This is a genomic window from Kordiimonas sp. (assembly GCF_048264555.1).
Lineage (GTDB): Bacteria > Pseudomonadota > Alphaproteobacteria > Sphingomonadales > Kordiimonadaceae > Kordiimonas.
On sequence record NZ_JBLXCX010000010.1, the window covers coordinates 61,991 to 85,535 of the forward strand.

Annotated in this window: 23 protein-coding genes; 11 read left to right on the forward strand and 12 right to left on the reverse strand. The window is 57.7% G+C overall.

The window, feature by feature from the left end:
• The first annotated feature begins 122 nt into the window (after nt 1-122).
• Entirely contained in the window at nt 123-638 is a 516-nt protein-coding gene (locus ACN0XZ_RS18275; RefSeq protein WP_417459256.1) for a MarR family winged helix-turn-helix transcriptional regulator, read from the forward strand.
• Nucleotides 635-1,972 carry a S41 family peptidase gene (locus ACN0XZ_RS18280; protein WP_417459257.1) on the forward strand — a complete coding sequence of 446 codons (1,338 nt, stop codon included), beginning with the start codon at nt 635-637 and terminating at the stop codon, nt 1,970-1,972. The genes ACN0XZ_RS18275 and ACN0XZ_RS18280 overlap by 4 nt, the downstream gene beginning before the upstream one ends.
• A gap of 3 nt (nt 1,973-1,975) precedes the next feature.
• Here the strand turns inward: ACN0XZ_RS18280 and ACN0XZ_RS18285 are convergent, their stop codons facing one another.
• On the reverse strand, nt 1,976-2,542 hold the full coding sequence (locus tag ACN0XZ_RS18285) for a PAS domain-containing protein (RefSeq protein ID WP_417459258.1): 567 nt from the start codon (nt 2,540-2,542) through the stop codon (nt 1,976-1,978).
• A gap of 823 nt (nt 2,543-3,365) precedes the next feature.
• Between ACN0XZ_RS18285 and ACN0XZ_RS18290 the strand changes: the two genes are divergently transcribed.
• Nucleotides 3,366-4,307, forward strand: coding sequence for an AraC family transcriptional regulator (locus ACN0XZ_RS18290; protein ID WP_417459259.1), 942 nt, complete (start codon nt 3,366-3,368; stop codon nt 4,305-4,307).
• A gap of 26 nt (nt 4,308-4,333) precedes the next feature.
• Here the strand turns inward: ACN0XZ_RS18290 and ACN0XZ_RS18295 are convergent, their stop codons facing one another.
• Nucleotides 4,334-4,915: a PAS domain-containing protein gene (locus ACN0XZ_RS18295; protein ID WP_417459260.1), complete on the reverse strand. Its 582-nt coding sequence runs from the start codon at nt 4,913-4,915 to the stop codon at nt 4,334-4,336.
• A gap of 136 nt (nt 4,916-5,051) precedes the next feature.
• Between ACN0XZ_RS18295 and ACN0XZ_RS18300 the strand changes: the two genes are divergently transcribed.
• A complete protein-coding gene (locus ACN0XZ_RS18300; protein WP_417459261.1) occupies nt 5,052-5,564 on the forward strand; it encodes a GNAT family N-acetyltransferase in 513 nt (170 codons plus the stop codon).
• A 1-nt stretch (nt 5,565) separates the two neighbouring features.
• Here the strand turns inward: ACN0XZ_RS18300 and ACN0XZ_RS18305 are convergent, their stop codons facing one another.
• Complete coding sequence (locus tag ACN0XZ_RS18305; protein WP_417459262.1) at nt 5,566-6,027, reverse strand: DUF1330 domain-containing protein; 462 nt, start codon at nt 6,025-6,027, stop codon at nt 5,566-5,568.
• Nucleotides 6,028-6,078: 51 nt separating this feature from the next.
• On the opposite strand from ACN0XZ_RS18305, the gene ACN0XZ_RS18310 reads away from it, so the two are divergent.
• The 6 genes from ACN0XZ_RS18310 (at nt 6,079) to ACN0XZ_RS18335 (ending at nt 13,750) form a co-directional block, all read left to right on the forward strand.
• On the forward strand, nt 6,079-6,678 hold the full coding sequence (locus ACN0XZ_RS18310) for a TetR/AcrR family transcriptional regulator (RefSeq protein WP_417459263.1): 600 nt from the start codon (nt 6,079-6,081) through the stop codon (nt 6,676-6,678).
• A 162-nt stretch (nt 6,679-6,840) separates the two neighbouring features.
• Nucleotides 6,841-7,521, forward strand: a complete 681-nt coding sequence (locus ACN0XZ_RS18315; RefSeq protein WP_417459264.1) for a hypothetical protein — start codon at nt 6,841-6,843, stop codon at nt 7,519-7,521.
• A 1-nt stretch (nt 7,522) separates the two neighbouring features.
• Entirely contained in the window at nt 7,523-9,256 is a 1,734-nt protein-coding gene (locus ACN0XZ_RS18320) for a hypothetical protein (RefSeq protein WP_417459265.1), read from the forward strand.
• Nucleotides 9,257-9,269: 13 nt separating this feature from the next.
• Nucleotides 9,270-11,051, forward strand: a complete 1,782-nt coding sequence (locus ACN0XZ_RS18325; protein ID WP_417459266.1) for a hypothetical protein — start codon at nt 9,270-9,272, stop codon at nt 11,049-11,051.
• Between the two features lie 300 nt (nt 11,052-11,351).
• Nucleotides 11,352-12,500: a flagellin gene (locus ACN0XZ_RS18330; RefSeq protein WP_417459267.1), complete on the forward strand. Its 1,149-nt coding sequence runs from the start codon at nt 11,352-11,354 to the stop codon at nt 12,498-12,500.
• A gap of 95 nt (nt 12,501-12,595) precedes the next feature.
• Entirely contained in the window at nt 12,596-13,750 is a 1,155-nt protein-coding gene (locus tag ACN0XZ_RS18335) for a flagellin (RefSeq protein WP_417459268.1), read from the forward strand.
• Nucleotides 13,751-13,913: 163 nt separating this feature from the next.
• Here the strand turns inward: ACN0XZ_RS18335 and ACN0XZ_RS18340 are convergent, their stop codons facing one another.
• From ACN0XZ_RS18340 to ACN0XZ_RS18350, 3 genes are all read right to left on the reverse strand, one after another.
• On the reverse strand, nt 13,914-14,690 hold the full coding sequence (locus ACN0XZ_RS18340) for a hypothetical protein (protein ID WP_417459269.1): 777 nt from the start codon (nt 14,688-14,690) through the stop codon (nt 13,914-13,916).
• Nucleotides 14,691-14,780: 90 nt separating this feature from the next.
• Nucleotides 14,781-15,332: a hypothetical protein gene (locus ACN0XZ_RS18345; RefSeq protein WP_417459270.1), complete on the reverse strand. Its 552-nt coding sequence runs from the start codon at nt 15,330-15,332 to the stop codon at nt 14,781-14,783.
• A gap of 82 nt (nt 15,333-15,414) precedes the next feature.
• The gene (locus ACN0XZ_RS18350) at nt 15,415-16,476 is read right to left on the reverse strand and encodes a YdaU family protein (protein WP_417459271.1); all 1,062 of its coding nucleotides are present in this window, start codon (nt 16,474-16,476) and stop codon (nt 15,415-15,417) included.
• 173 nt (nt 16,477-16,649) lie between these two features.
• Between ACN0XZ_RS18350 and ACN0XZ_RS18355 the strand changes: the two genes are divergently transcribed.
• On the forward strand, nt 16,650-17,372 hold the full coding sequence (locus ACN0XZ_RS18355; RefSeq protein ID WP_417459272.1) for a helix-turn-helix domain-containing protein: 723 nt from the start codon (nt 16,650-16,652) through the stop codon (nt 17,370-17,372).
• Here ACN0XZ_RS18355 and ACN0XZ_RS18360 read toward each other — a convergent pair.
• From ACN0XZ_RS18360 to ACN0XZ_RS18385, 6 genes are all read right to left on the reverse strand, one after another.
• Complete coding sequence (locus tag ACN0XZ_RS18360; RefSeq protein WP_417459273.1) at nt 17,369-18,100, reverse strand: hypothetical protein; 732 nt, start codon at nt 18,098-18,100, stop codon at nt 17,369-17,371. The two genes, ACN0XZ_RS18355 and ACN0XZ_RS18360, sit on opposite strands and share 4 nt — an antisense overlap.
• A gap of 1,497 nt (nt 18,101-19,597) precedes the next feature.
• A complete protein-coding gene (locus ACN0XZ_RS18365) occupies nt 19,598-20,443 on the reverse strand; it encodes a hypothetical protein (RefSeq protein ID WP_417459274.1) in 846 nt (281 codons plus the stop codon).
• A 39-nt stretch (nt 20,444-20,482) separates the two neighbouring features.
• Nucleotides 20,483-21,430, reverse strand: coding sequence for a hypothetical protein (locus tag ACN0XZ_RS18370; protein ID WP_417459275.1), 948 nt, complete (start codon nt 21,428-21,430; stop codon nt 20,483-20,485).
• Between the two features lie 348 nt (nt 21,431-21,778).
• Complete coding sequence (locus tag ACN0XZ_RS18375) at nt 21,779-22,432, reverse strand: TetR/AcrR family transcriptional regulator (protein WP_417459276.1); 654 nt, start codon at nt 22,430-22,432, stop codon at nt 21,779-21,781.
• A 55-nt stretch (nt 22,433-22,487) separates the two neighbouring features.
• Nucleotides 22,488-22,703 carry a hypothetical protein gene (locus ACN0XZ_RS18380; RefSeq protein ID WP_417459277.1) on the reverse strand — a complete coding sequence of 72 codons (216 nt, stop codon included), beginning with the start codon at nt 22,701-22,703 and terminating at the stop codon, nt 22,488-22,490.
• 615 nt (nt 22,704-23,318) lie between these two features.
• A partial coding sequence (locus tag ACN0XZ_RS18385; protein ID WP_417459278.1) for a carbohydrate porin occupies nt 23,319-23,545 on the reverse strand: 227 nt, incomplete at its 5' end.

Here is a 23,545-nt window from a genome sequence, read left to right on the forward strand (position 1 = left end):
GTTGCGCAAAAATTCTCCTTGTTTCCCACCATCTTACGAGGGGCCACTCGTGCTTTCCTTGACGAAACGGTATTTATGCAACATATTGCGCAATATATTATATAAATACAAAAGGGCGCGAGATGAACGACAGGGAATTTAAGGAAGCGCTGGGCAAAGACCCGGCCTTTACGGCAAAAATGGCGCTGGATTTTGCCGTACTTGTGGCCAAACAGGCGGAGGAAGTTTACAGCGCAAAAGGCATGGCCTTCCCGGTACAGGTTTCGTCAACACTGCTTTATATCCTGAGGGCCGGAACCGCGTCCCTGCTTGAGATTGCCCGCGCGCTTGACCACCCGCACCAGCTTGTGGCGCAGCGTATCAAAATCATGGACAAGCTCGGCCTGCTCAGTAAAGAGCCGGACCCGAACGACGGCCGCCGGACGGTGTTTCGCCTGACAGACGCCGGTAAAGCGCAAGGCGACCGCCTTGAGGCTTACTGCAAGGAAGCCGCCGCAGTGTTCTCTGCCCTCTCTGACGAGGTAGGCACCGACCTGATCACCCATCTCCGGCGAGCTGTGGTGTCGCTTGAGACTTCCCCGCTGATTGATCGCTTCCCCGCACCAGACAACACAAAGGCTGAGGAGGACGCAGCATGAAGCGGCTCCTCCTCCTCACACGTCTCGCGCTCATGCTCATACTTGCATCCGTCCTGCCGGTAAGTGCAAGCGACGAGCAGCTCACACAGCGCATCGCCGATACGGTGCGTGCGCAATTTGTGGATGCCGATGTTGCAGCCAAAACCGCAGACGGCTTTTTAGCCAAAGCAAATGCTGGCGCTTATGAGGGCACCGCTGAGCCGGAAACCCTTGCGCGCAGCATGACCGCAGACCTGCGGGCGCTTTCAGGCGATAATCACATCGGTGTGGTTTATGACCCCGAAGCCGTCGCCCGCTACCGCGCACGAGCGCAGGCGGCGAGCAGCCCCGACGCCAGGGAACGCAACACCGAACATAAAGCCCGGCGCGCAAAAGAAGCCGCGCTCGATAACTACGGCCTGCGCGCGGTTGAGGTGATGAAAGGCGGCGTGGGATACCTGCGCATTGACGAGTTTGACGGCCATGTGACGGAAAGCGAAACCATGCTCGCAACCGTGATGAACATGCTGGCGTCATCAGGTGCCATCATTCTTGACCTCAGGCATAACGTGGGCGGCAACAGCCGTATCCTGCCCACCTTCCTCGGGTATTTCATTGGGCCTGGTGAGGTGCAGTTCGGCACCAGCACGGAGCGCTGGAACGATACCGTCACACCGCTTAAAACCCGTGCGGATATACAAGGCGCCCGGCACTGGGACAAACCGCTTTACATCCTCACAAGTGGCATGACCTTCAGCCTTGGTGAGCATGTCACCTATCACCTCAAGGCGTTTGACCGCGCAATTCTGGTGGGGGAACACACCTATGGCGGCGGCAACGGCTGGGACCCGGTGGTGCTGAACGATGATTTTTACCTGCGCATCCCGCGCATCAGCTTCACGAACACACGCACAGGCACCCTGTTCAGGGAGGGGGAAGGCATCAGCCCGGACATCAACGTACCAGCCGAATATGCCAAAACCACAGCCTACCACGAAGCGCTGCTCGCGCTGAGGGAGACGGTGGAAGACGCAGACATGGTGGGTGAGATAGATTGGGCCCTCAACATTGCCGCCAGCGCGCTTGAGGGCGGGCCGGAGGACACAAGCGCCCTGCCCTTCATTGGCAGCTTTGGCCCTTATGCCTTCAGGGGTGATGAACATGCGCTGTGGCTGTCTTATAACGGGCACCCCTATATGCTGCTGCGCACGCTTGATGGCCGCGTGTATCTCGATGACCGTTCAGTGCCGCGACAGTTCACCTTCACCGGCGCAACACTCAAGGAGGCCAAAAGCCTGAAAGTCACGCCTTACGGCGGGGCACCTGCTGATTTTGAGCGAGATGGGGGACGTTAGACCCTAGTGCGGGCGGTTGAAGCGGTCGAGCTTCAGGGTGGGCACACCATAGCCAAGGTCAATAAAGACCGCTTCACATATCACTGGCGCCGTGGCTGTCTTGGGCGATGCTCTCCGCCCGGCCTCACGCTTTTTCTGCGCCTTTTCGCTTTCCGCCATATTGGTTTCTGCGTAGCCAACGCCCATGATAAAGCTGGCGTTCCCATCCGCATCCATAAGCGGGGCGCCAAGCGTGTGCAGGTCATAAACCCGGCCGCCACTGGTTACGCGACGTTTCACACGTGCCGCACAGGGGTGCTTGCGGTAGGCCGCCAAAAACGCCTCGAAAAATTCCCAGTCGTCTTCATGCAACCGGCTGAACAGATTTTCGCCAGACACGCGAAAACTGGGGCGGCTCTCAATCTCGGTGCCCAGAAGCCGCACCTCAAGATCAAAGCGCGCTTTATGTTCCGCCACAAACAGGTTAGGCACCAGCCTTGGCGCCAGCGTGGGGCTGAAACAAGCCTTTGCCGGAACGTTACCCCCCTCTTTGGGCAACGCCTGCCATAGCTCGATAAATTTTTGGAACATACGGCCCCCCGCGTCCATCTCTGCTCTCCACCCGACCCCATTTCAGGTTAGCGCGAAGGGAGCTTAGCAGATCACGCGTAGAAGAAGAAGCACAACCACACGCAGCCTTAAATGGCAGTTTTTAGCGGTTTTCTCGCGGGAATTGTCCAAAATTGGGCTTTTAACCGCCTGTGGTTTTATGTATAGTCCGCCCTAAGGGGCAAAACGGGAGCATGTTATGAGGAAAAACTGCGCGAATGCGCAGCCCCGGCACGGTGCACTGTGCCTGTTGGGGACGTTCGCATTCTTTGGCATCATCGGTGCTGCTTTTTACTGGAGCATTACCGCAGCGATGTAACGGATTGAGATCGGGGCAGATCAAAATCCAGATATGAATTCAGGGTCATGGACCCTGCCACTCTTGGGCTACGGCCCCGGAGGAAACCTGAGGCGACCGGCCAGCCGGGCACCCCTTGTGCCCCACGCCAACCGGAAGCAACCAAGAGACGGGGCCTGGGGCAAGCAATCCAAACAGGGTTATCTCGCCGCTGAGACAGGTTCCACCCACGAGCCACCGGCACACATGCCAAAAGGCTCAGCAGGGATGTCGGGGCTGCCATGACACTCATGGACGGGGAAGCCCGGCACCACCTGCGGCTCGCACCCACCATATATGATCATCCAGTTTGCATGCCTATTCCTGCACATGCGCCAGTTTGCGCTGGACGAAACCATACGCGCGGGCGCACAATAAGCCATAGGGTACCAGCGGTTTAATGCGGCTCAAGACCGCAAGCCCCCCCTATACGCCTCATCACACGACAAAGACGACGGACCCAAAACCATGCTTGATACTGCACGCCCGGACTTTGAAACCAAAAGCCGCCTGACGGAACTGATCAAAAGCCACGCGCTTGAGCCGGGGCGCACCCCCTCACCGCTTGACCGGGTAGAGTTTTACCGCGCGGACGAACCCACGGAGTGCAGGCCGGTTGTGTACCAGCCCAGCATCATCATCGTGGCGCAGGGCTCCAAATGCGGGCTTCTGGGCGAAAACCGCTATCAGTATGACGCCTATAATTACCTGGTGCTTTCGGTGCCGCTGCCGCTTGTTGCGCGCGTTGAAGAAGCAAGCCCCGAGAACCCCTTCCTTTCCATGTGCATATCGGTGGACCCTGTCACCCTTGGTGACCTGCTGATTGACCTTGAGGAAGACAGCGCCCGGTGTGAAGACGGTATTTTTGCGGAAAGTCCTTCAGGCATTGAGCAGGCGATCCATGCGGCACCGCTTACGGACCATATCGCCAGCGCCGCCGTGCGGCTGATTGAAGCCATGGACCATGAAACCGACCGCAAGGTGCTCGCGAACCAGATCCTGCGCGAGATTATCTACCGCGTGCTGGTGGGGGAGCGCGGCGCATGCCTGCGCGCAGCCGCCCGCCGGGGCGGCAAGTTCCATCAGCTCGCAGAAGTATTGCGCACCATCCACACCCGCTTTAACGAACCATTCTCAATAGATGACATGGCATCAATTGCGGGCATGAGCGCCACGGCCTTCCACGCCAACTTCAAGGCGGTCACCAGCATGACGCCCCTTCAGTATTTGAAAAACATCCGCCTGCACCAGGCGCGCGGCATGATGATACGAGACGGCATGAACGCCTCCACCGCTGCTTTCCGCGTGGGGTACGCGAGCCCTTTCCAGTTCAGCCGGGAATATAAACGCCTGTTTGGCGCACCGCCCAGCCGGGAAGTGCGCGACGCAGCGCTGGAATATTCCTTATAAAGCAGCCTGCATAAGGCGGCGTGGTGCTAGAGGTCTTGCCGGGTGGTTTTCGCGGGCGGCAAGGGCACGTCAGCCGCTGGCAGGCCAAAACCCACATCGATAAAATGATGCGCCGTGATGTTGGAGAAATCCAACACCGGTGGGTCATAGGTTGTGAGCACAAGGTTGCCGCCCACCCCGGCCACGCCGATCATATAGCGCACGCTGCCTTCCTTGTCAGTGAACGGCAAACAGCGGGTGTTGAGGGAATAGAGATCACCCCCCGCCATATGGATATCCCGCTTGAAAAAGGCACCGCAGGGCGTCTCTGCCATGCCGGTGAACACAGCCTTGAAGAAGGGGGCGTCCGCCGGGTTGCAGATCTCGAGATAGTTTTTACCGGTGGTGGCAAAGCCCAGCACTTGCTCGATGGCTGAGCCCGCCAGCCGCACGTAAAGGTCATCCGCCGTGCGGCGTTCAATGATGAAAATGAACGGAAGCAGGTCTTTTAACGCCGCCGGGCTGAAGGCCGTGCGCGCAGGCACACCGCCAGCATCTCGTGCCAGGGTTCGCCAATAATTATGAAAGACCTCAAAATGGTCCGCTCTCGGCAGGGTAAACTCAACCATAAATTCAGTTTCAGCCCGAGATTGTTAACAAGTGGTGAAAATTGCTTATGATTTTAGTTTAAATCACGCTTTTCCTGCCTTGCGAGTGAGATGCGGTTCCTTAAGGTACTGGGTAGTGTTGTATCAAGGAGCCCTTATGCATAGTCATGACGGATTCATAAGCGGGCAGTATAGCTTCCGCCCGCTCACACCGGCTGACATGCCCATGCTGCGCACCTGGCTGCACACGCCGGAAGTAAAACGCTGGTGGGGTGATCCGGCCCATGAGGAAAAGCTGCTGCTTGAAGACATGCATGAGCCCCTGATGGTGACATGGGTGGTGAGCTATAAGGCCACGCCCTTCGCCTATGCCCAGCATTATGATGTTGCCTCATGGGCGGCACCGCATTTTGCGCATCTGCCTAAAGGCACCCGCGCGGTTGATACCTTTATCGGCGTGCCGGACATGCTGGGCGCAGGGCACGGCGGGCGCTTCCTCAACGCGCTGGCTGAGCATCTTGTGCGCGAGGGCGCGCCCATGGTGGCGATCGACCCGGACGAGGATAATATCCGCGCCCGCAAGGCTTATGGGCGGGCGGGCTTTAAGGGTGACGAACTGGTTGAAACCGGTGAAGGTCCCGCCATCCTGATGACCTACAGCCCGGGATAACTTACCCCAGCACCACCACCTTCTGCCGCTCACACGCGGCCGCACGGTGACAGAAAGCGGCGATATATTCGGGGTTGCGGTAGAGCTTCCAGAAGGCTTCCATGTTGGGGTAATGGCCAATTGCCACCATATGCCAGTCTTCATCCTCACCCAGGAAACCACCTTCATAAGCCCCCATGTGCAGGAAACGCCCGCCCGCCGCCGTGAGCGCAGGCATGGAAACGGCGGAATAGCGGCCAAATGCCTCCTGCCCCGATACAGGTGCAGCCCCCGCATGCGAGGTGCCCGCATAGTCCGCCGCAGGCCGCAGTTTAAAATAGTTCACCAGCACCAGTGGTGCCGATGCGTCACGCTCAATAAGCCTTTGCCACTGGGCCTCCGTTGGGCTGTTGCCGTCCTGCCCGCTGCCATAAGCGTCAAGCAGGCTTGCCAGCAGTGTCTCGTTTTCATGGTTGACCGTCATGCTCATCTCTCCATATGCTTTACACGTGTCAAATAGGAGTTAACTTTACACGTGTCAAGTAAACGGGATAAAAAAGCCACGCGCGAGGAAATCCTCGATGCTGCATGGGAGCTGGTTGCCGAGAAGGGCGCACAAGTGGGCATGGCCGAGATTGCCGCCATCGCAGGCGTGAGCCGTCAGTCGGTCTATCTGCATTTTGGCAACCGGGGCGGCTTGTTGATGGCGCTTCTCAAGCGCACCGACGACCGCCTTGGTATCCGTGAGGCGTTTGAGGCCGCACGTGCGACCCCCACCCCCGCCGCCAAGCTGGATGCCACCTTGAAGGTGTGGTTTGATTTTGTGGCGGAAATCCTGCCGGTCGCGCGCGATATCATTCGCCTGCGTGCAACAGACAAAGAGGCCGAAGCCGCATGGCTTGACCGCATGGCGGACCTCAGAAGCTGGATGAAACTTCTGGTGAGCGACATAAGCGATGCCGGTGCGCTCAGGCCCCATTGGCAGGTGGAGAGCGCGACAGACTATCTGTGGGCGGCGGCCTCCGTGCAGGCATGGGCGCTTTTGGTGGAGGACAGCGGCTGGTCACCCGCAGACGCTTCCCGCACGCTGCGGCAAAGCATTGCTGACAGCCTGCTGCTGCCACCACCAGCCTAACCATCCCTCGCCCGGTGCGGGTAATACACCCCCGCCCTGAAATCGCCCGATTGTTTGCGCAGGCTATTTTCGCTTGCCGGTTTTAAAGCATGCCGGTAGCGTTCCCTAAAGCCTAGTGTTTCAGGCGCTTTCTCAGATATCCGGCCTATGATGGGGGAATTTATGGCAACGGAGAATATGAGCGTGGCTGAATGCCCCGGATGTGGGCAGAAAGTTCGTTTCCCGACCGATCGCGGTTTTATCAAGTTCAAATGCCCGGCCTGCAGCCGTGGCCTTGAATGGGGCACACCACCTGCTGAACCGGAAGTGATGGATGCGGTGATTGAGGGGGACGATGCCCCAAGCACCCCAACACAGGACACAACCGCCAGCTTTTATGATGCGGTGAAAGCGGCCGCGCCTCAGCAAGCCTCCCCCGCGGCTGCCGCGTCGCCTGCAAGCCGAACCGCCCAACCCGCCGCAAAAACTGAGCATAAACCACGCCTGCTGGCGCTTGTCTATTTCGCGGCGTCCGTTGCGGTTGGTGTAGCCACAGAATGGTTTGACCGGCAAACGGATGGTGAAGATTTTTATATGTTGCTGTTCATCGTATGTGTGTTCAGTACTTTTTATTTATTCTTTCGCGGCATCCGCGTTGCCACCCGTTTTGGTGTTGGCGGTTCCATCGCCGCGCTTGTGGGGGTCAGCTTTTTCCTCTCTGCCATCATGCCCTATGTGCGCCAGCTGGATATCGGCGGTTTTGACAACCCGTTTGAGGCCAACGAACTCGCGGAAGGCCACTTCAAGGGTGCCTCCAAAAACACCACCCCATCCGAGATGGATGACCTGATGGAGGACTGGTGACATGCGTACGTCGATAATGCTGGTGTTGGCCGCCCTTCTGGCACTGTACGCGCACGAAGCCGGGGCGCAGGTGCCTAAGCGCGCTTCCAAAGACTATGCCATCAATCACAAGATGCAGAATGTGAACGACACCCGCATCCAACCCTATTCAAGCCTCGAACTCAGCGGCAGTTTCAAGGTGTGGTACCTGCTGGGCGAACCGGTGGTGAACTGCACCGCGCGCTGGGGAAACCCCGGTGTTTTGCAGGTGATACTGGATGATGGCACCCGCATTCTTTCCGAGCCCGGCGAAGAAGAGATGTGGAACCTGATGCTGATGGCCCAGTTTCCCAACCCCAGCAAGGAAGCCCGGCGCCTGACCAACGGTGGCGGCGCGCATCTGAGCGTATTTTGTGACGCGGGCGTGGTGGCACAAAATGGTCGGAACGGCTTTAACGTGGCAGGCAGCCCGAACTGGGACAAGTTCATCTGTGCAACGCCGAAGAAGGTCAACACCCGCGATATGTTCGATATCGACCGCAAACAGAAAGACCAGTGTGCGTCTGTGGGTGGGGACTGGTTATCAAGCGCGGCGGCCAAGAAGGTTGCCATTGCCGGCCTCAAGATTGACGAGGTGATGGTGCTGAGCGTGGAACTGAGCGCAGGGGCTACCCTGCGCCGGGCCGAGAAGATGTTGTGGCGCAAAAAATCGTTCGACCGCAAATATGCCAAGGCGCAGGACCTGCAGGCACGGCTGGCCAAAAAGGGGCTGAACAAGGGCATTGATGCCGCGCGGCGGATCTATAACACCACATCTGGTGCAGGCAGCTATCCCACCACAGCGCACCTTACTGAGATGGACCGCATGCTGGATGCCCTGCGCACAGAACTGCGTGATGATGTGGCTGATTTCAACGATGACTGGCGCGCGCGGGACCGGGAGCTTGTGGCCGCCCAGCTTGAGCGCGTGGCAAAGATCGACCGCACCTTGCGGGAGCGCGAAGCCGAACTGGTCACCTACCGTAACATCCTGACGGAGATGGCGAAAGATGCACCCAAAGGCCCCTTAAACCCGCTTGAAGAACATATCGTGACCGAGCATACGCTCACGACCTTCACCAAACCCTACAGCCGCAATCATGGCCTCAAAAACAAATCGGGCCACGTGGTGCTTGAACCCAAGCAAGGGCGATACAAGCCGCTTGAGGGCAAAAGCGGCACCAAATATGATTTCTACATCGGGGATATGGACAATTTCTCCGGCGCATACTGGATCGTGGACAAACACGGCAAAAAGCTGGGGCTGGACCTCTATCGCGGGTATCCGCGCTTTCATGAAGAGCTGGGCCTTGTTTCTTTCGCAACCGGGGACGAGCACTCAAGCCGCGTTTACCTCAGCGTTTATTCGCTTGCGGAAAAGCGGGTGCTGTTCAACAGCTGGCAAACGCCGATTGGAGATGCTTACCGCAACAAACAGAAAATTCGCACCCGCGGCGAAAGAGGCGAGGCTAATACCTGGAGCCGCGATTATAACATGGACATATCCCGCACTATGATAGAAGGCAGGTCTGTCATCTATGGTTTGACGAACGGCCTGTACCCCTACAAGTTTGAAAACGAATGCACCGCAACAACGGAAAAAGGCGAAGAACAAGGCGTGATGCCCGCCTTCATGTTTGACCTTGAAGCGAACCGCCTGCTGCGCCCCAGTGAGCACCTGTGCGTACCAAACCCGAGCGTGAAGTGGCATAACTGAAGAGTAGTAAGCCATGAAACATATCACCGCATCTCTGGCCTTTCTCGTGTGTGTGTTTTTTGCTGCCCTGCCCGCACAGGCCCAGGCGGCGAAAAGGGTATCGCAGGATTTCTCCATCCGGCACAAGATGCAGGACACCTATGATACCCGCATCCAGCCGCACTCGGGGCTTGAGATCAGCGGCAAGTTCAAGGTGTGGTATCTGCTCGGTGAACCTGTGATCAACTGCACCGCACGCTGGACCAACCCCGGCGTGCTGCAGGTGGTGATGGATGACGGCACCCGCATCCTCTCTGAACCCGGCGAGGAAGAGATGTGGAACCTGATGCTGATGGCGCAGTTCCCCAACCCGGACAAATCCGCCCGGCGGCTGCAAAACGGCGGCGGCGCGCACCTGAGCCTGTTTTGTGATGCTGGCGTTGTGGCACAAAATGGCAGAAACGGGTTTAACGTGGCCGGCAGCCCGGCGTGGGACAAGTTTATCTGCGCCACACCCAACAAGGTAGACACCCGCTATAACGCCCGCATCAACCGGCAGGAGAAGGACGTGTGTGCCTCCATCGGTGGGGACTGGCTTTCGTCCGCTGACGCCAAGAAAGTGGCCATCGCTGGCATCGATATCGATGAGGTGATGGTGCATGGTGTGGAGCTGAGCGCAGGTGCCACCCTGCGCCGCGCCGAGAAAATGCTGTGGCGGCAGAAATCCTTCGCGTACAAACGCACCAAAGCACAGGACCTGCAAACCCGGCTCGCGAAAAAAGGCGTGAACAAGGGCATTGAGGCCGCGCGGCGGATCAACACCGCCACAGCGGGCGTGGGCACCTACCCGACCGCCGCGATGCTGGAAGGGCTTGAGAAGGTGGTAGAAACCCTGCGCGCAGAATTGGCTGACGATAGTTTCGCAGCAGACTGGCGCGACCGCGACCAGACCCTTGTAAGCGCCCAGTTAACCCGCGTGGCCGAGATCGACCGCACCTTGCGGGAGCGGGAGGCAGCGCTTGATCGCTACCGGCAGCAGCTTGAAAATCTCGCGAAAGACGCACCGACCGGCCCCGTAAACCCGACGGAAGATTATGAAACCGACGCCATGCGGCTTACGGTGTTTCGGGGCACGTCCCATCCTTTTGATTATGGCCTCAAAGACCCATCCGGCAGGGTTGTGCTTGCCCCCCGGCATGAGACCATTTTCCCCTCCCGCCCGGTGAACGACAAACAGTTTGATTTTTACCATGTGCGGGCCTACGCCCACTTTTTTGGGCCTGAGGTTCCGGGCTATCAAGCTGGCACGCTCGAGAAAACTCATTGGCTGGTGAACGGCAAGGGGGAGGCTGTAACCCCGCGCACCCTACGAAATGACTATCGGCTGGATATTTTTGAAGAAAGCGGCGGCATTGTTTACGCCCTTGTGCCCGGAAGCCTGCCGGTGATCTATAACATCCCCGAGAAGCGGATGGTTTATAATGGTGCCGCCCACAAGCCATCAAAATCTTATGAGAACAGCAATACCATCTACGAGAAAGACCGCACAAGCGGTGTACGCCGCGGATATGTGAGCCCCCGCACGGCCAAGATGTATGAGCGCCGAACCCGCGTGGATATGATCGACGGCACACCATACGCCTATACAAAACCCGAGCCCGGCAACTACGCCTATTTTGAGCCGGAATGTAAGGCGGTCAACTCAAGGGGTGAGCCCGCGCCGGGCATATACCCCATCTATATGTATGATATCCGTGCCGAGCGCATGCTCACGCCCAATGAGTTTAAATGCGTGGCGACCGATGGCCCTCAGTAGGCCCCACATATAGGCCCCACACGCACCAGCCCACCAGCGGCAAAAGATTCCGGGCCACAAGCACTTGGCGGCCAACTGCTCGGCATTTTTTGCCCTACCCGGCAAAAGATTCCGCACCCTACCAAGGCCAATAGCGACACACCATTTTGGTGTAAGCCGCATGCTTCCGCCATTTCATTAAAATTTTAACGAAAAGTAAAAACTGGCCCATTTCATGCAAATACACCCCTCGGCGCAGAATGTGCTGCCTGAACAGAAGGTCAGGCCGAGAATGAACATACTTACCGGAGCATCAGAAAGATGTTTTCTGTTAACACCAACGCCGGGGCCTTTGCGGCCTTGCAGAACCTGAATGGCACCAGCCGGTCGCTTGAGACAACACAGTCTCGCGTCAACACCGGCCTTAAGGTTGCTTCTGCGCGTGATGACGCGGCGCTTTATTCCATTGCACAAAATATGCGGGGTGATGTTGCGGGCTTCCGGGCCGTAAACAATTCGCTTTCCCGCGCGCAGTCTGAGCTTGATGTAGCTATTGCTGGCGCGGAAGCCATCTCTGACCTCCTGATCGAGATGAAAGAAAAGGCCGTTGCCGCCAAAGATGATGGCCTTGACGACGCCAGCCGCACGTCGCTCAACAACGACTATCTGCAGCTTCTGGAACAGATCACCTCCATCAGCGAGAACGCGAGCTTCAATGGCCGCAACCTGCTGACCGGCGACACGCTGACCGCCATCACAGACAGCACCGGCACCGCATCAGGCGCCATCACCTCAAGCGGCAATACGCTCACCACGTCTTCGCTTGGTGTGGCAGACACCTCGATCGGCCCGGCGGGCGGTAGCTACACTTATTCGTCCATCGCCACCAGCATTACCGGCTTCAGCTTCAAGGCTTACCTTCAGGGCAACAACTTCCCTGAGCCCTTTACTGATATTTTTAACGAGATATTTGAAGCTGAAGGCTGGATATCTCCCGGTCAGGACGTGGTCACAGACCTGATTGACGCAGGTGTCGCACCAGAGGCCGTCAGCAGTGACTTGCTTGCCTGGTTTAACACTGGCGACACAGGCTGGACCATCCAGAACCCTATCGATATCGGCACGATTGCTGAAACTGGTGAATACGCCATCCAGGGCGGCAACGTTCTGGCTGCCGGGCCTGATGGCGGTGATGCCAGCGGCGCTGTAACCGCGATTGAGGCCGCTATCAGTAGCGTGAACGATGTGCTCTCGAACCTCGGCTCAACGTCAAACCGGCTTGGTATCCAGCAGCAGTTTGCAGGCAAGCTCTCGGATAGCCTTGAGGTCGGGATCGGGAACCTGGTGGACGCAGATTTGGCGAAAGAAAGCGCCAATTTGCAAGCCTTCCAGACCAAACAACAACTGGGCCTTCAGGCGCTTTCCATCGCCAACCAAGGCCCGCAGTCAGTACTGGCGCTGTTCCGTTAAGCGGCGCAAGCCAAACAGAGTATCAAGTAGAGTAAAGCGTTCTTGGGGGTTGGGCAGAAAGCCCAGGCTGAACTCAGATAAAAGGCATCAGAAGGATGTTTTCAGTTAACACCAACGCAGGCGCGTTCGCCGCCTTGCAAAATTTGAATACGACCAGCCAGTCGCTCGAGGTCACGCAGTCTCGCGTCAACACCGGCCTTAAGGTGGCGTCCGCGCGGGATGACGCGGCGCTTTATTCCATTGCACAAAATATGCGGGGTGATGTTGCGGGCTTCCGGGCCGTGAACAATTCGCTTTCCCGTGCGCAGTCTGAGCTCGATGTAGCTATTGCAGGCGCCGAAGCTATCTCTGACCTCCTGATCGAGATGAAAGAAAAAGCTGTTGCCGCGAAGGATGTGGGCCTTGATAACGCAAGCCGCACATCGCTCAACAACGACTATCTGCAACTGCTGGATCAGGTGAATTCAATTGCTGAAAACGCGAGCTTCAACGGCCGCAACCTGCTGACCGGTGATACCTTATCCGCCATCACGGACAGTACCGGCAGCACCACGATCACCAACAGCAGCTCAAGCCTGACTACCAGCGCACTGAGTATCGACCAAACGTCTATCGTTGGCATCAATGTTGACGGCGCTGAAGCGATCAATGGCGGTGCCTACAGCTCTGCTACCATGTTGCGCGGCACTGCCGACAGGCTGGCTGCTACCACCAACTATGTAAATGCCAACTTTCCGGGCCTGATACCGGGCACCTATAACACGTCCACTGGCTGGTTCGACAGCAACGGCAACGGGTATCCGGTAGCAACGGAGATGAGCAGCCAAGCCTCTGGCGCCACTGTCAATATATTCGCGCACCCGTTCGACTATGATCAACTCTATGTCAGCTCTGGCACGATCTATCTGGCGGACCAACATTATTACTCAGCCGACGGCACCGCCCTCGATGGGTCAGCCTCGCTTGATTCCAACGCAAAGGTTGCCGTGGATGCGGTTGAGGCAGCCATCACGTCTGTGAACGATGTGCTTTCCGAATTGGGCGCGACGTCAAACCGGCTCGCAATCCAGCAGCAGTTTGCGGGCAAGCTCTCGGATAGCCTTGAGGTCGGGATCGGGAACCTGGTGGACGCAGACCTCGCGAAAGAAAGCGCCAATCTGCAAGCCTTCCAGACCAAACAACAACTGGGCCTTCAGGCGCTTTCCATCGCCAACCAAGGCCCGCAATCAGTACTGGCGCTGTTCCGCTAGCGGGCGGCGCATAATGAAGAGGATCTTGGGGGATCGAGTAAAGACGGAGAGATTTTTCGGTAGGTAGTCGCGGGGCCTAGAACGCGCGGCACCTGGCCTCTCCAGAGAAGAGGCACCGCCATCACTGGTGGTGCCTCTTTTTCATGTCAGCAGGTGGTGGACATTACCATTCCACATACCCGCAGAAGTGCTTCTGGTCTGCTTTCTTGGCGCGGTAGACAAGCTGGCTGCCACGGCCACCACCTTTGGGGCGCAGCGTCTGTGTCACCATGAATATGAGCCGCTTGCCAACCTTGCCCGTCACGCTATCCAGCTTGATGGTATATTCAGTATTTGGCTTTGCCGGGCTTTTGGGTGTGAAGGTACCGGTCCAGCTCTGGTCAGCCTTGGTATATTTCATCACTACCATTTCCGTGGTGGTATCCACCGTGCAGCTTGAGGCGTCATCAAGCGAGCGCAGATAAGCTTTATAATTATCCATCGTCGGGTCCTGGCAGAAGGTAACAGCAGGCTCTGCCTGGCTGCGGATCACCATTTCCTCAAGCCCCGCGAGCTTCTTCTGCACCTTCATCACCTTGATATGGCGCTCAAGGTCTTTCACCTCAGGTGCCGTGCACATCGGGTGGTCCTGCCACTCCTCAGCCGTGCGGCTTGTATACATGCGCAGCAGCATATCGTTCACCCGGCTATCGCTTTTGCGTGCTGATACGCGGGTAACAAAAAAGCTGCAACTCATATCAAAGCCGTCATCCACATAGGCGCAGGCGGCCGAGAGCGTTGCCGGATATTCACTGCGCTGCAGTGCAAGCTCGTTAATAACAGGCGGCGCAGAACGTTTACCCGCAGGCGCCTCTGATGTTTGTGCGGCTGCCGGTACAGCAGAAAGCGCGCCAGCCAGCAAAAGGCCCGCTGCTGTTATACAGCCCATTAGTCGTCGCATACTTATTTCCCACCCAGACTTTACATTGCGAAGGGGGAGTATACACAGACGGAATTGGGCTGGCTATGACCCATTCGGGTTATAGCATTTTCACAACTGCAACGCGATTAGCGCCGCAAGCCAGGACAAGGCACCAGCGTACCGGCGTTTGAGCGTCCAGCGGGACAGGTTCCCGGTATTGCCAGCCTTGCCCGCGGGCAAACTGCGCCTGACCTTGGCCCATGGGATGCGGCCACCAAGCTCCCCATCCTGATGCCAGGCGCCAAAAAACAATATCTCCCTATCCTCCCTGTCGGGCAGCAGCAGAAGGAGGTCAAGCGTGGGCTGCATGGCGTCAATCTCCTCCGCACGGATGCGCGCCCTGAACCGCGCTTGAAAGCTGGTGAGCCCAGCGCCCGCGTATGTGCCGCCGTCTGCCATGGTTTCCGGCCAGTAGGACTGCCGGGCCCGCAGGAAGCCCCGCTCCCTGTCTGGCAGGCGGCGCAGGGTCCATGCTGCAGACACCATGCGCGCCTCAACGACGGGGATCAGCATGTCCTTGGGTGGCCTGCCGTCCCCCGGGATGCTGCGCGCAATCTCACGGGCTGTGTCAACAAAAGCGCGGCGGTCGCCGGGGCGGGAAAATGTGCTGCTCTGGATCATGAAAGTCCTCTTCTGCTGCCAGCTCTGCGGCTGGTATTGCTGCCGATAATTTTATACTTGTGATTGAACTATGGTTTATCGCCTACGAGCGCCATCGCCACTTGGGGCCATATTCCGCCATGATCTCGGGCGGTATCTTTTTGTTGACGCTATGCCGTGGGTCAGGCCCGAGGCTCGATGCCTCAAACACCGGATGGCCCCGCCCGATTGCCCAGTTCTGGCTCAGGTAATCACCCCGGAAACGGCTGTTGGCATCACCAAGGAAAAGCCGCCAGTCGTCCACGCTTTCAGGGTCGAACTTGCGCTTCGGAGGGGGCGGCGGGCTATCTTGCGCATGCGCACTGCCCTTCTGCACAGCGCCAAGCCGGGCGTCCCGCGCTTCCAAAACCGCAGGGGTATAGTAGGCAAGCGTTGTGGGTCGCCTGCCCGCGCGTGTTTCCTGCCGCGCCCTGAGCGCCGCGATGGTGGGCAGGATATCCTCCTCCACCACAGCACCTGCCGCGAGCCACTCAGCCACCGGCGCCATTGCCTTCACGGATAAACCATCACCATCAAGCCCGGCAGCAGCGGCAATCACCCCAGCTTCCCCATTTGGTTTTGGAGTCTGGTTTTGGCTTTTGGTTGGCAGCTTTTGGCTACCCCCATCGCCAGCCTCATCCACCATCCGGCTCACCTTCCGGGCTTTGGCGCGGCCACCCTTCGCCCCATTTTGCCGGTTTTTCGCCACACGTTCTTCAACCCCCCGGTACACCTCGCTCAGCTTCTTCTGCTGCCAAAGACCCGCTTCCACCGTGAAAAATTCCGTGAGCACAGGCCTGAGCTTGCGCCAGCGCGCCCGGGTAACGCCAACGGTGCGGGCCAGCGTGCGGTCACAGTCTTTGAGCGCACAGCCGCGGGTGCGCCACGCGCACATCAAGAGCAGCAGATACGCGCCGTGTTCTTCTGCTGTCAGGTGGCGGGTGTCTGCGAGGTAAGCGTCTGTAAACAAAGGCAGCGCGGGGAACTCAGCCATATACACCTCCCGCCACCAAGCGGGGAAGATCATGCGCCACAGATACGCCACACGTTGCGCCACACTGGTCGCCGCACCCGGCGCCACACGCAGAATGCGACGGGAGACCAAAGGTGAAAAAGGGCCCGTCATGGCCCTCTCTTTTTACCGCTGCGGCTGTGCCCGGCCAACGCCGGGGCCAGCGCGCCGTATGAATATCATTTGACTCGCTCATGTTTATATGATTACGATATTCGTAACTTAATGCAAGGAAAATTACGTTTATTGTAAATTATAATTTACGGTGACCGTAATGATGGAACGCGATGCCAAAACAGGAATGGATACGAGCAGCCCTCAAGAAAAAGGGCTTCAAGCTTAAGGACGTAGCGGCGGCGCTTAATGTGCCCCCGCCGCGTATCACTGACATTTTGAACGGCAAACGGGAAGTGCAGGCGGATGAGGTTGAACCGTTGGCGGACATGCTTGCCATGAGCGCGCGCTCGCTGCTTCGTAGTTTGCAGGACGGCAAGGCCACTATTGTGCCAGGCGACGAAGGCGCGCCGCGTGTACCGCTCCTCGGCCAGATCATGGGGGACGGCACCCTCGCGCCAAAACCCGAAGGGCTGAGGTTCGACAGCGTGGCACCCCCACCGGACGCGGAAACCAGCGAAGGCCTGAACTGCTTCATTATGGGCGATAGCTCCATGGCCGGGTTGATCGCTGAGGGCAGCCTGATCATCACCGCAAGCCCCAAGGTGCATTTTGTACCCATCGCACCCGGCGGGCTTTATGTGTTTGCGCTGCCGGACGGGCGGCATGTGCTGAGGAAATATATCCGCGATGAAAAGGGCGAAGGCTGGCTGATGGCCGTGCCGGGCGCAGAGTTTGAAAGCGCGGTCGGCTATGAGATTTTCCGGTTCACCATGCTGCCTGACGGGCTGGCACCAAAGGGCAAGATGCTTACGGGCGATGATATCATCGGCGGTGTGATGTGGGTGCATACCCGGATGATCGAGCCCGAGGGCGGCACCCGCGTTGAGGCTTAGGGCGTCTGCAGCACACCATGCGGTGCCGGGTTTTCGGCCAGCACACGGTTCACGGCTTCCAGCATCAGCGCGGTTTTAGGGGTGCGTTTGCAACGCAGCCGGTGAGGTATCAGAAGGAAAGGTTCCTCGCTCAGCCGCACAATGGTCTTGCCAACCTCCGGCTCATGCATCTGCGCCAGTTCCCCAAGCGGGATAGCATCTACCCGCCGGGAACGCAGCATGGCCATAAGCACCTGAAAAGAGGGCGCGTTGATGCGCTCCAGGTCACCGAGAATCGTGCGACCGATAAAATCGTCAGACCCATCAATGCTGCCAAAGCTACGCAAGTCATCGATCGTTTTGAACCCTCGGTCCTTCAGCACATAAATCCAGAAAGGGTTCATGTAATAAATGTCTGAGCTTTGCTGGAGGTCCGTATTGACGGGCAGCGGCGCGACAACACATCCCTCAGGATCTGCCTGATAGAGGCTGATCGCGCGCTTGAGCGGCAGGTAGCGGATCTTCATGCTCCAGCCCGCGTCCTGCATCAGCTTGGCAAACACCTTTTCGGACAGTGAATTTTTCAGCTCATCACTATCAAAGCTGGCTTCGTCGCTATAGTAGCTGACAGCGCGGTAAAGCGTGAGCTGGTCGCCCTCAGAGGCCTCCTCCGCCCCTGCAGGCAGGCTCAGCAGAAGGAGAGCACAGGAAAGACCCAAAAGGCCTGTACGACAAGCATTACGTAACATCAATATTCTCGATTTATCAGTCACATAACCCCCGCGTTCCTGCAAAAAGACTATATCACCAGCACCAACTGGCACCAACAGCGATTTGTGATTGCGCCCGGCAAAATTATTTCGAATTTCGTAACATTAGCCATTGACAATTAATTACGTTATTCGTAATTTTATCTCATCAGCACCGGCAAGATCGGTGCGGTGACGAGCAGAACCAGAGGCGGGAGATACTCCTTCATCCGGTTTGGAAGATGCAGACAAAAGCCTACGCCCCTGAATTGGGCTTGATGGTCTGCTGGCTCAAAACCCCCGAAGGTAGTGCATGGTTGCGGCCCCTCCCCCAATGCCGCAGATGCAGGAAACCTTCGCGGTTACATAACCGGCCGCTGGCCCTTGCAATATGCCCTTCACAAAAGGGGGTTATGTATCGCCGCACTGCCCTGACCAGGCAGCTGGCCCCGATATGGCTTTCCCCGCCGCGGCACACCGCCCGGCGGCCCTTCCGAAAGCCCGGGGAAAAGCCGAAACGGCCACACCCTTGGCCCTCGGCACCCTTTGCAGGCGAGCCCCCTCCCCCTCGCCTGCAAAGGGCCTTACTATCAACCCCGTAAAAATTCAAAAAAGCGCAGCGACCATTCCCAAATCCGCGCAACCAAGCGTCATAGGGTCAGACACATGCCGGTCAGTTGCGGTTAACCCCTTTTTCCGCATCCGAACGCGCAGGCTTTGGTGAAAGTGGATGGCATTCTCCCACCCTTTGGACGCGCCACCGGACCCAAAGACAGCCCCTGCGTCTCTTGTTCCGTTCGGGCCTCTGACCGACAGCCGGGGAGCGTGCGCTCATGCTGATGGACCTCCCGCAGCGCATAGAGCGTTACGCCCCCGGCTTCCTCCTCTCGTGAAGGTCCTGCGCTCGGCCGCCACAAAATCAGCTCAAACCGACTATCGCTTTAGTTTAGTATTTTCACTTGTTGGTGATATGCACAGACTCCGCTTTCCGCCGCACTTCACCTCAGCAATACTGAACGAAGGGTCGATGCTTTTTACCCCATCATCGCAAACATCGGCCCGGCGGCGCCGCATCCGCAACATGCTGGCGCCCGGGGGCTGTGGTCCGGCATTCGTGCTGTGGCCCAGCCCCCACGCCAACGTGTGACCCCCCACAAGAGCGGCATCACATCAAACGAAAAACGGCGCCATACTGGCGCCGCTCTCTCAGGGGGAACTACTTAACTTGAATGTCTTCGTCGTGCTTGAACGAAACTCTCGCGTGGTCGGTACTCGGGCCTTATCGGATGCTGCTTATCAATCTTGGCATTGGGTCGGCTGTCATCACTCGGCGTTTGTGCTTGGGTGTTACTCAAAACTTGTGAGCTTAGATAACTACAGCAGGCGCCGCCCGTCACCGGGCATGCGATAAACCGCGCCCACCATGCGGTAAACAGAAGATTACAGCGCAAGAAGGGAAATTATAGGCCTGAGGGTGTGGGCTGGCACGCCGGTGCCCTACTCATCGCGCTGAGGTGGCTCGGGGAAAAAGCGCGGCGCAACGCCTGCGTTCTCGAACAGCTCTTTCATGCCGGTGCGCACAAGCTGGTTTTCAAGAAGGGCATTCACCACCCCCACAAAAGCCTCATTCTCTGGCGTGCGGTGGCACACAATGCCAATGCCGACCTTCAGGATCGACAGGTCCGGGTTATAGGCCGGCAGTGGTTCCCCAAGTGCCTCGAACACAAATATATTATCCGGCAGGGAGCCGGACATAAAATCCACCCGGCCCGCGCTCAACATACGCGCCTTGGTGGTTTCATCTGTGGTTGGAATAAAGATGGGGTCAAACTGCCCGAGGATGTTCGGCAGCGCAGATCCGTTTGCATAGGCGATGGTTTTACCCGCCAGCAGGGTGAAGTCCTGCAAGGCTTCCGTGCCCGGCCTGCTGAAGATATGGCTTTCCACAAAAATGAGCGGCAGCGTCTCCACATAGTCATGTGCTGTCTCGATCTCGGCACCGTTGAGGAGATGCGGGATGCTGCTGGGGTAAAGGCAACTGCGGCCGTGGGCAGCGAACTCAACCTTCGCCCGCTTGTAGGGGAGCGGCATATACCGCTGACCGCGCTGCACCCCGGTGAGCGCATATTTGATCACATCATTATAAAAACCGGTGCCATCCAGCGCGAGAGTCATGCCCCAGCCGGTACCAAAAATGGCGTCTTCGGGGTCGCTTTCCGTCGCACCGCTTTGCGGGGCGAAAATAGTTGCGGCACCAAGTGCGGCAGATAGTGCAAGCGAGATGAAAGCTCCACCAAAAGGTGCTCGTGCCCAAATCCTGCTTACCAAACCAGATGCCGCCATTATGTTGTCTCTATGTTAATGCCCCCAAGCATGCTTCTGTTATGGTCGTTGTGGTTCACCTTCGCTGACAGCATGCGCGACAGGCGCTTGTGCTGCAAGCTTATCCTTGCCCACGCCCTGCTCATACGTGAGCGCAGCCACAGCACCGGCGGCGGGCATCACAGCGTTCATCTCGCTCGCGAACGCCTCTTCCTGCCAGATGCCAGCTTCAAAGAGCTTCGCGCGGTAGCTTGGGTCTGCATTCAGCTCCCCAATGCGCAGATTCAGGCTTTCAATGAAAGCCACATTCTCCCGCGTGCGGTGACATACGAGCGACACGCCCGCCTCAAGAAACGGCATGGCGGCATCAAATTCTGGCAGCGGCTTGCCTAGGGACGCAAACACCAACACCGCATCCGGCAGCATGGCGGTCATATAGTCTACCCGGCCGGTAAGCAGCATCTGCGCTTTGTCTGCCTCGTCATGCACACTAATCAGCTTGGCGCCAGAGCCCTTCAGCACATTCAGCATCACTGAGCCCGAAGGCACCGCAACGGTTTTGCCGTAAAGCTCGCCCATGGCCCGTGGTGGGGCTTCGCCCGCGCGGGAAAATAAATGGGTTTTTGTGGTGAAAAGCGGCACGGTTTCAACATATTCGTCCCGGTCATCAATATGGCCGCCCGCTTCCAGCACATTGATGGCGGACGGATAAAGGCATGAACTGCCCCGATCCAGGAACCGCGCTTTCGCCCGCTTATAAGGCATCAACTGATAAGATACATCAGCGCGTTCGCGCTTCAGAAGCGTGTCTGCCAGCTCGTTATAAAAGCCGGTGCCATCCTGCGCGAGAGTTTGCCCCCACACGGTGGCAAACACGGTTTTCTTCCGCTCGGCTGAAGGGTCTGATGACCTGATTTGATGATATGCAGCCGCTCGTGCCTGAGCTGCACCCTCTTCTGTAGCCTGCGCTTCGTGATACGTCAGATACAGAAACAAAAGCGCGGTCACCCCCGATCCCGCGACAAACAATTTACGCAACAAATTACTCACCCACACCTGTTTTTCTTAAGGGGTTCGTCCTTAATACGGTGTGCTTCTCCCCCCGGATCAACAAACCAGCAAACCCCTTGCCTTAAGCTATGAGGCTAGGCAGGCAAAATGGCGCGCGCAACGGAAAAACGCGCCGCACGCGCAGAAATATGCGGATTTTCACATAAATACACGTAATGAACGCGCTAACCCAAGGTTATACATCCAGCGCGCGCAAGGCTCCTGCATAAGCGTGACACTCACACTTATGGTTAACATCGATTGCATAACGCGCGCCCGGCCCGGCACGCGCCAGAATCAAACGTTTTACGCCTTCAGTCCCGCCTCAAAATGGCTCAGGAGTGCCTTGTGCAGGCGGCTTTTATCTTCCGCGCTTGCACCGTAGACCAGCTGTTCCCGCGCGAGCCAGAAGGTTTCCTTGAACGCCCGCGCGATCTTTTCAGCCCCTATTTCGCCAAACCGTGCACTCACGGATGCCAGATATCCGGCGAACCGATTGGCGGCCGTATCAAAGCGCAGCCCAAGGCCATCAAAGCTGTCATCGGCTGACATCTTGTGCGCGAGATCAAGCGCCCGAATGATGCCCCGGCGTTCTTCACACAAGCGAATAAGCACGCTCACGATAATGCCGGGCGCGTCATCCACCAGCGCCGGGCAGTGCGATAGCTCCCCCTCAAGGTTTTCAAGCGTCAGTTCACACTCAAGGCCCAACCGGTCATCAAGGCAGTGCAGAAGTGCTGCCTTGTCTGCGAACCGGTTATAGAACGAGCCCACGGATGCTTCGGCCTCACGCACAATTTCGTGCACCGAAACCTCGTGCCAGTGTTTGCCTTTCAGCAGATCTTCCGCCGCCTCAAGGAAACGCTGGAACGACCGGCGGCTGCGGCCCTGCATGGGTGCCTGCACCCATTTTCCGTATAACCACTGGCCCTCACCCCCACTTACCGACATTGCTGTCATATAGTTCTCTCCATCAAGCCCCCGAGCAAGAGGCCCATCCAGTTTCACCCTAAACTTATGCCCGCAGCTCCCTGCCCGGTTTGCAGCAACACACCCCGCCTGCGGCACCAAGCCCCAACAGCCTGGGTACCGACAGTGCAGACGCGAAAACAAACCCGCAGCACTGCCCAAGGCCAGCCGTATCAGGCATTGGCTTGACCAAAACCGAAGACACGCCGCCGCCCTGCATAACTGCAAGCCGCGCGGCACCGTGCCCAGCTTCATCAGCCAAACCCCATCAGCCAATCTTCATTGACCAACGTTCACCGACCAGGCCCAGAGCGCATAAAGCCAGCCTCATGCGCACCCACGCACAAGACCAGGCCGGGAAAGCCAAAACCTTCCAGGCCCACGGCTCACGAAAAACCAGCGCGCCGGGAAGATGACCTCCCCAACCCGCAAGCCCATCATGAGCCCAGGCATAAGCAGCCCCAAAACCCGATTGCCGGCGACAACTAGACACCACCCACGCCGACATCCGAGCCAAAACTTAAGCATACTCATACAATTACCATCCTTATAAGAATCAGAATTCTAATTCTAATACAAGGAAAAAGAGCGGAGGCGCCACAATTGAAGGTGGCGATACTCGTGAAGGTTCTCACTGAGTTTGTTTTTTCTCTCACAAAGCTTGCTTTTATTCTCAGCAAGCTTGTCGTTCACAGGCATACGCGGATGAGCGGACTGGAGTATTGCAACTGGTCACGCATCCCCGCTCAGTGGCAGTACGCTCAGGGCAGTACGCTCAGGGCAGTACAGGGCGTGAAAGTTCAATGGAGCTTTATAGACGGGTCACGGTGATGTTGTTCGCCCGGACACCGCCCAATAGTTATTGACCGAGGCCGCTTCAGTTCCAACTTACTTCGGCGGTCATCCTGAGACCGACGGCAAGCACGTCTTGGGAGCCTTCAAGCGGGTTGATGACATATTGAATGTCGGGCTGGAAGGAGAGCCAGTCAGTGAGGCTGGCCTTATAGGTCAGCTCAAGCGCCACCTCGCGGCGGTTGGCGCCTGGGTTGGCTTGCTGGTAGCCTTTGGAGTGTTCCGCCCAGGCGATAGCAAGGCCCACCTGGT

What these genes read in the sequence shown, in the direction of transcription:
- ACN0XZ_RS18280 (WP_417459257.1), top strand. Translation starts at nt 635, where the DNA reads ATGAAGCGGCTCCTCCTCCTCACACGTCTCGCGCTCATGCTCATACTT.
- ACN0XZ_RS18320 (WP_417459265.1), top strand. Translation starts at nt 7,523, where the DNA reads ATGCGTACGTCGATAATGCTGGTGTTGGCCGCCCTTCTGGCACTGTAC.
- ACN0XZ_RS18360 (WP_417459273.1), bottom strand. Translation starts at nt 18,100, where the DNA reads ATGTTACGTAATGCTTGTCGTACAGGCCTTTTGGGTCTTTCCTGTGCT.
- ACN0XZ_RS18325 (WP_417459266.1), top strand. Translation starts at nt 9,270, where the DNA reads ATGAAACATATCACCGCATCTCTGGCCTTTCTCGTGTGTGTGTTTTTT.
- ACN0XZ_RS18315 (WP_417459264.1), top strand. Translation starts at nt 6,841, where the DNA reads ATGGCAACGGAGAATATGAGCGTGGCTGAATGCCCCGGATGTGGGCAG.
- ACN0XZ_RS18350 (WP_417459271.1), bottom strand. Translation starts at nt 16,476, where the DNA reads ATGACGGGCCCTTTTTCACCTTTGGTCTCCCGTCGCATTCTGCGTGTG.
- ACN0XZ_RS18355 (WP_417459272.1), top strand. Translation starts at nt 16,650, where the DNA reads ATGCCAAAACAGGAATGGATACGAGCAGCCCTCAAGAAAAAGGGCTTC.
- ACN0XZ_RS18285 (WP_417459258.1), bottom strand. Translation starts at nt 2,542, where the DNA reads ATGTTCCAAAAATTTATCGAGCTATGGCAGGCGTTGCCCAAAGAGGGG.
- ACN0XZ_RS18375 (WP_417459276.1), bottom strand. Translation starts at nt 22,432, where the DNA reads ATGACAGCAATGTCGGTAAGTGGGGGTGAGGGCCAGTGGTTATACGGA.
- ACN0XZ_RS18300 (WP_417459261.1), top strand. Translation starts at nt 5,052, where the DNA reads ATGCATAGTCATGACGGATTCATAAGCGGGCAGTATAGCTTCCGCCCG.
- ACN0XZ_RS18275 (WP_417459256.1), top strand. Translation starts at nt 123, where the DNA reads ATGAACGACAGGGAATTTAAGGAAGCGCTGGGCAAAGACCCGGCCTTT.
- ACN0XZ_RS18340 (WP_417459269.1), bottom strand. Translation starts at nt 14,690, where the DNA reads ATGCGACGACTAATGGGCTGTATAACAGCAGCGGGCCTTTTGCTGGCT.
- ACN0XZ_RS18330 (WP_417459267.1), top strand. Translation starts at nt 11,352, where the DNA reads ATGTTTTCTGTTAACACCAACGCCGGGGCCTTTGCGGCCTTGCAGAAC.
- ACN0XZ_RS18295 (WP_417459260.1), bottom strand. Translation starts at nt 4,915, where the DNA reads ATGGTTGAGTTTACCCTGCCGAGAGCGGACCATTTTGAGGTCTTTCAT.
- ACN0XZ_RS18290 (WP_417459259.1), top strand. Translation starts at nt 3,366, where the DNA reads ATGCTTGATACTGCACGCCCGGACTTTGAAACCAAAAGCCGCCTGACG.
- ACN0XZ_RS18335 (WP_417459268.1), top strand. Translation starts at nt 12,596, where the DNA reads ATGTTTTCAGTTAACACCAACGCAGGCGCGTTCGCCGCCTTGCAAAAT.
- ACN0XZ_RS18365 (WP_417459274.1), bottom strand. Translation starts at nt 20,443, where the DNA reads ATGGCGGCATCTGGTTTGGTAAGCAGGATTTGGGCACGAGCACCTTTT.
- ACN0XZ_RS18345 (WP_417459270.1), bottom strand. Translation starts at nt 15,332, where the DNA reads ATGATCCAGAGCAGCACATTTTCCCGCCCCGGCGACCGCCGCGCTTTT.
- ACN0XZ_RS18305 (WP_417459262.1), bottom strand. Translation starts at nt 6,027, where the DNA reads ATGACGGTCAACCATGAAAACGAGACACTGCTGGCAAGCCTGCTTGAC.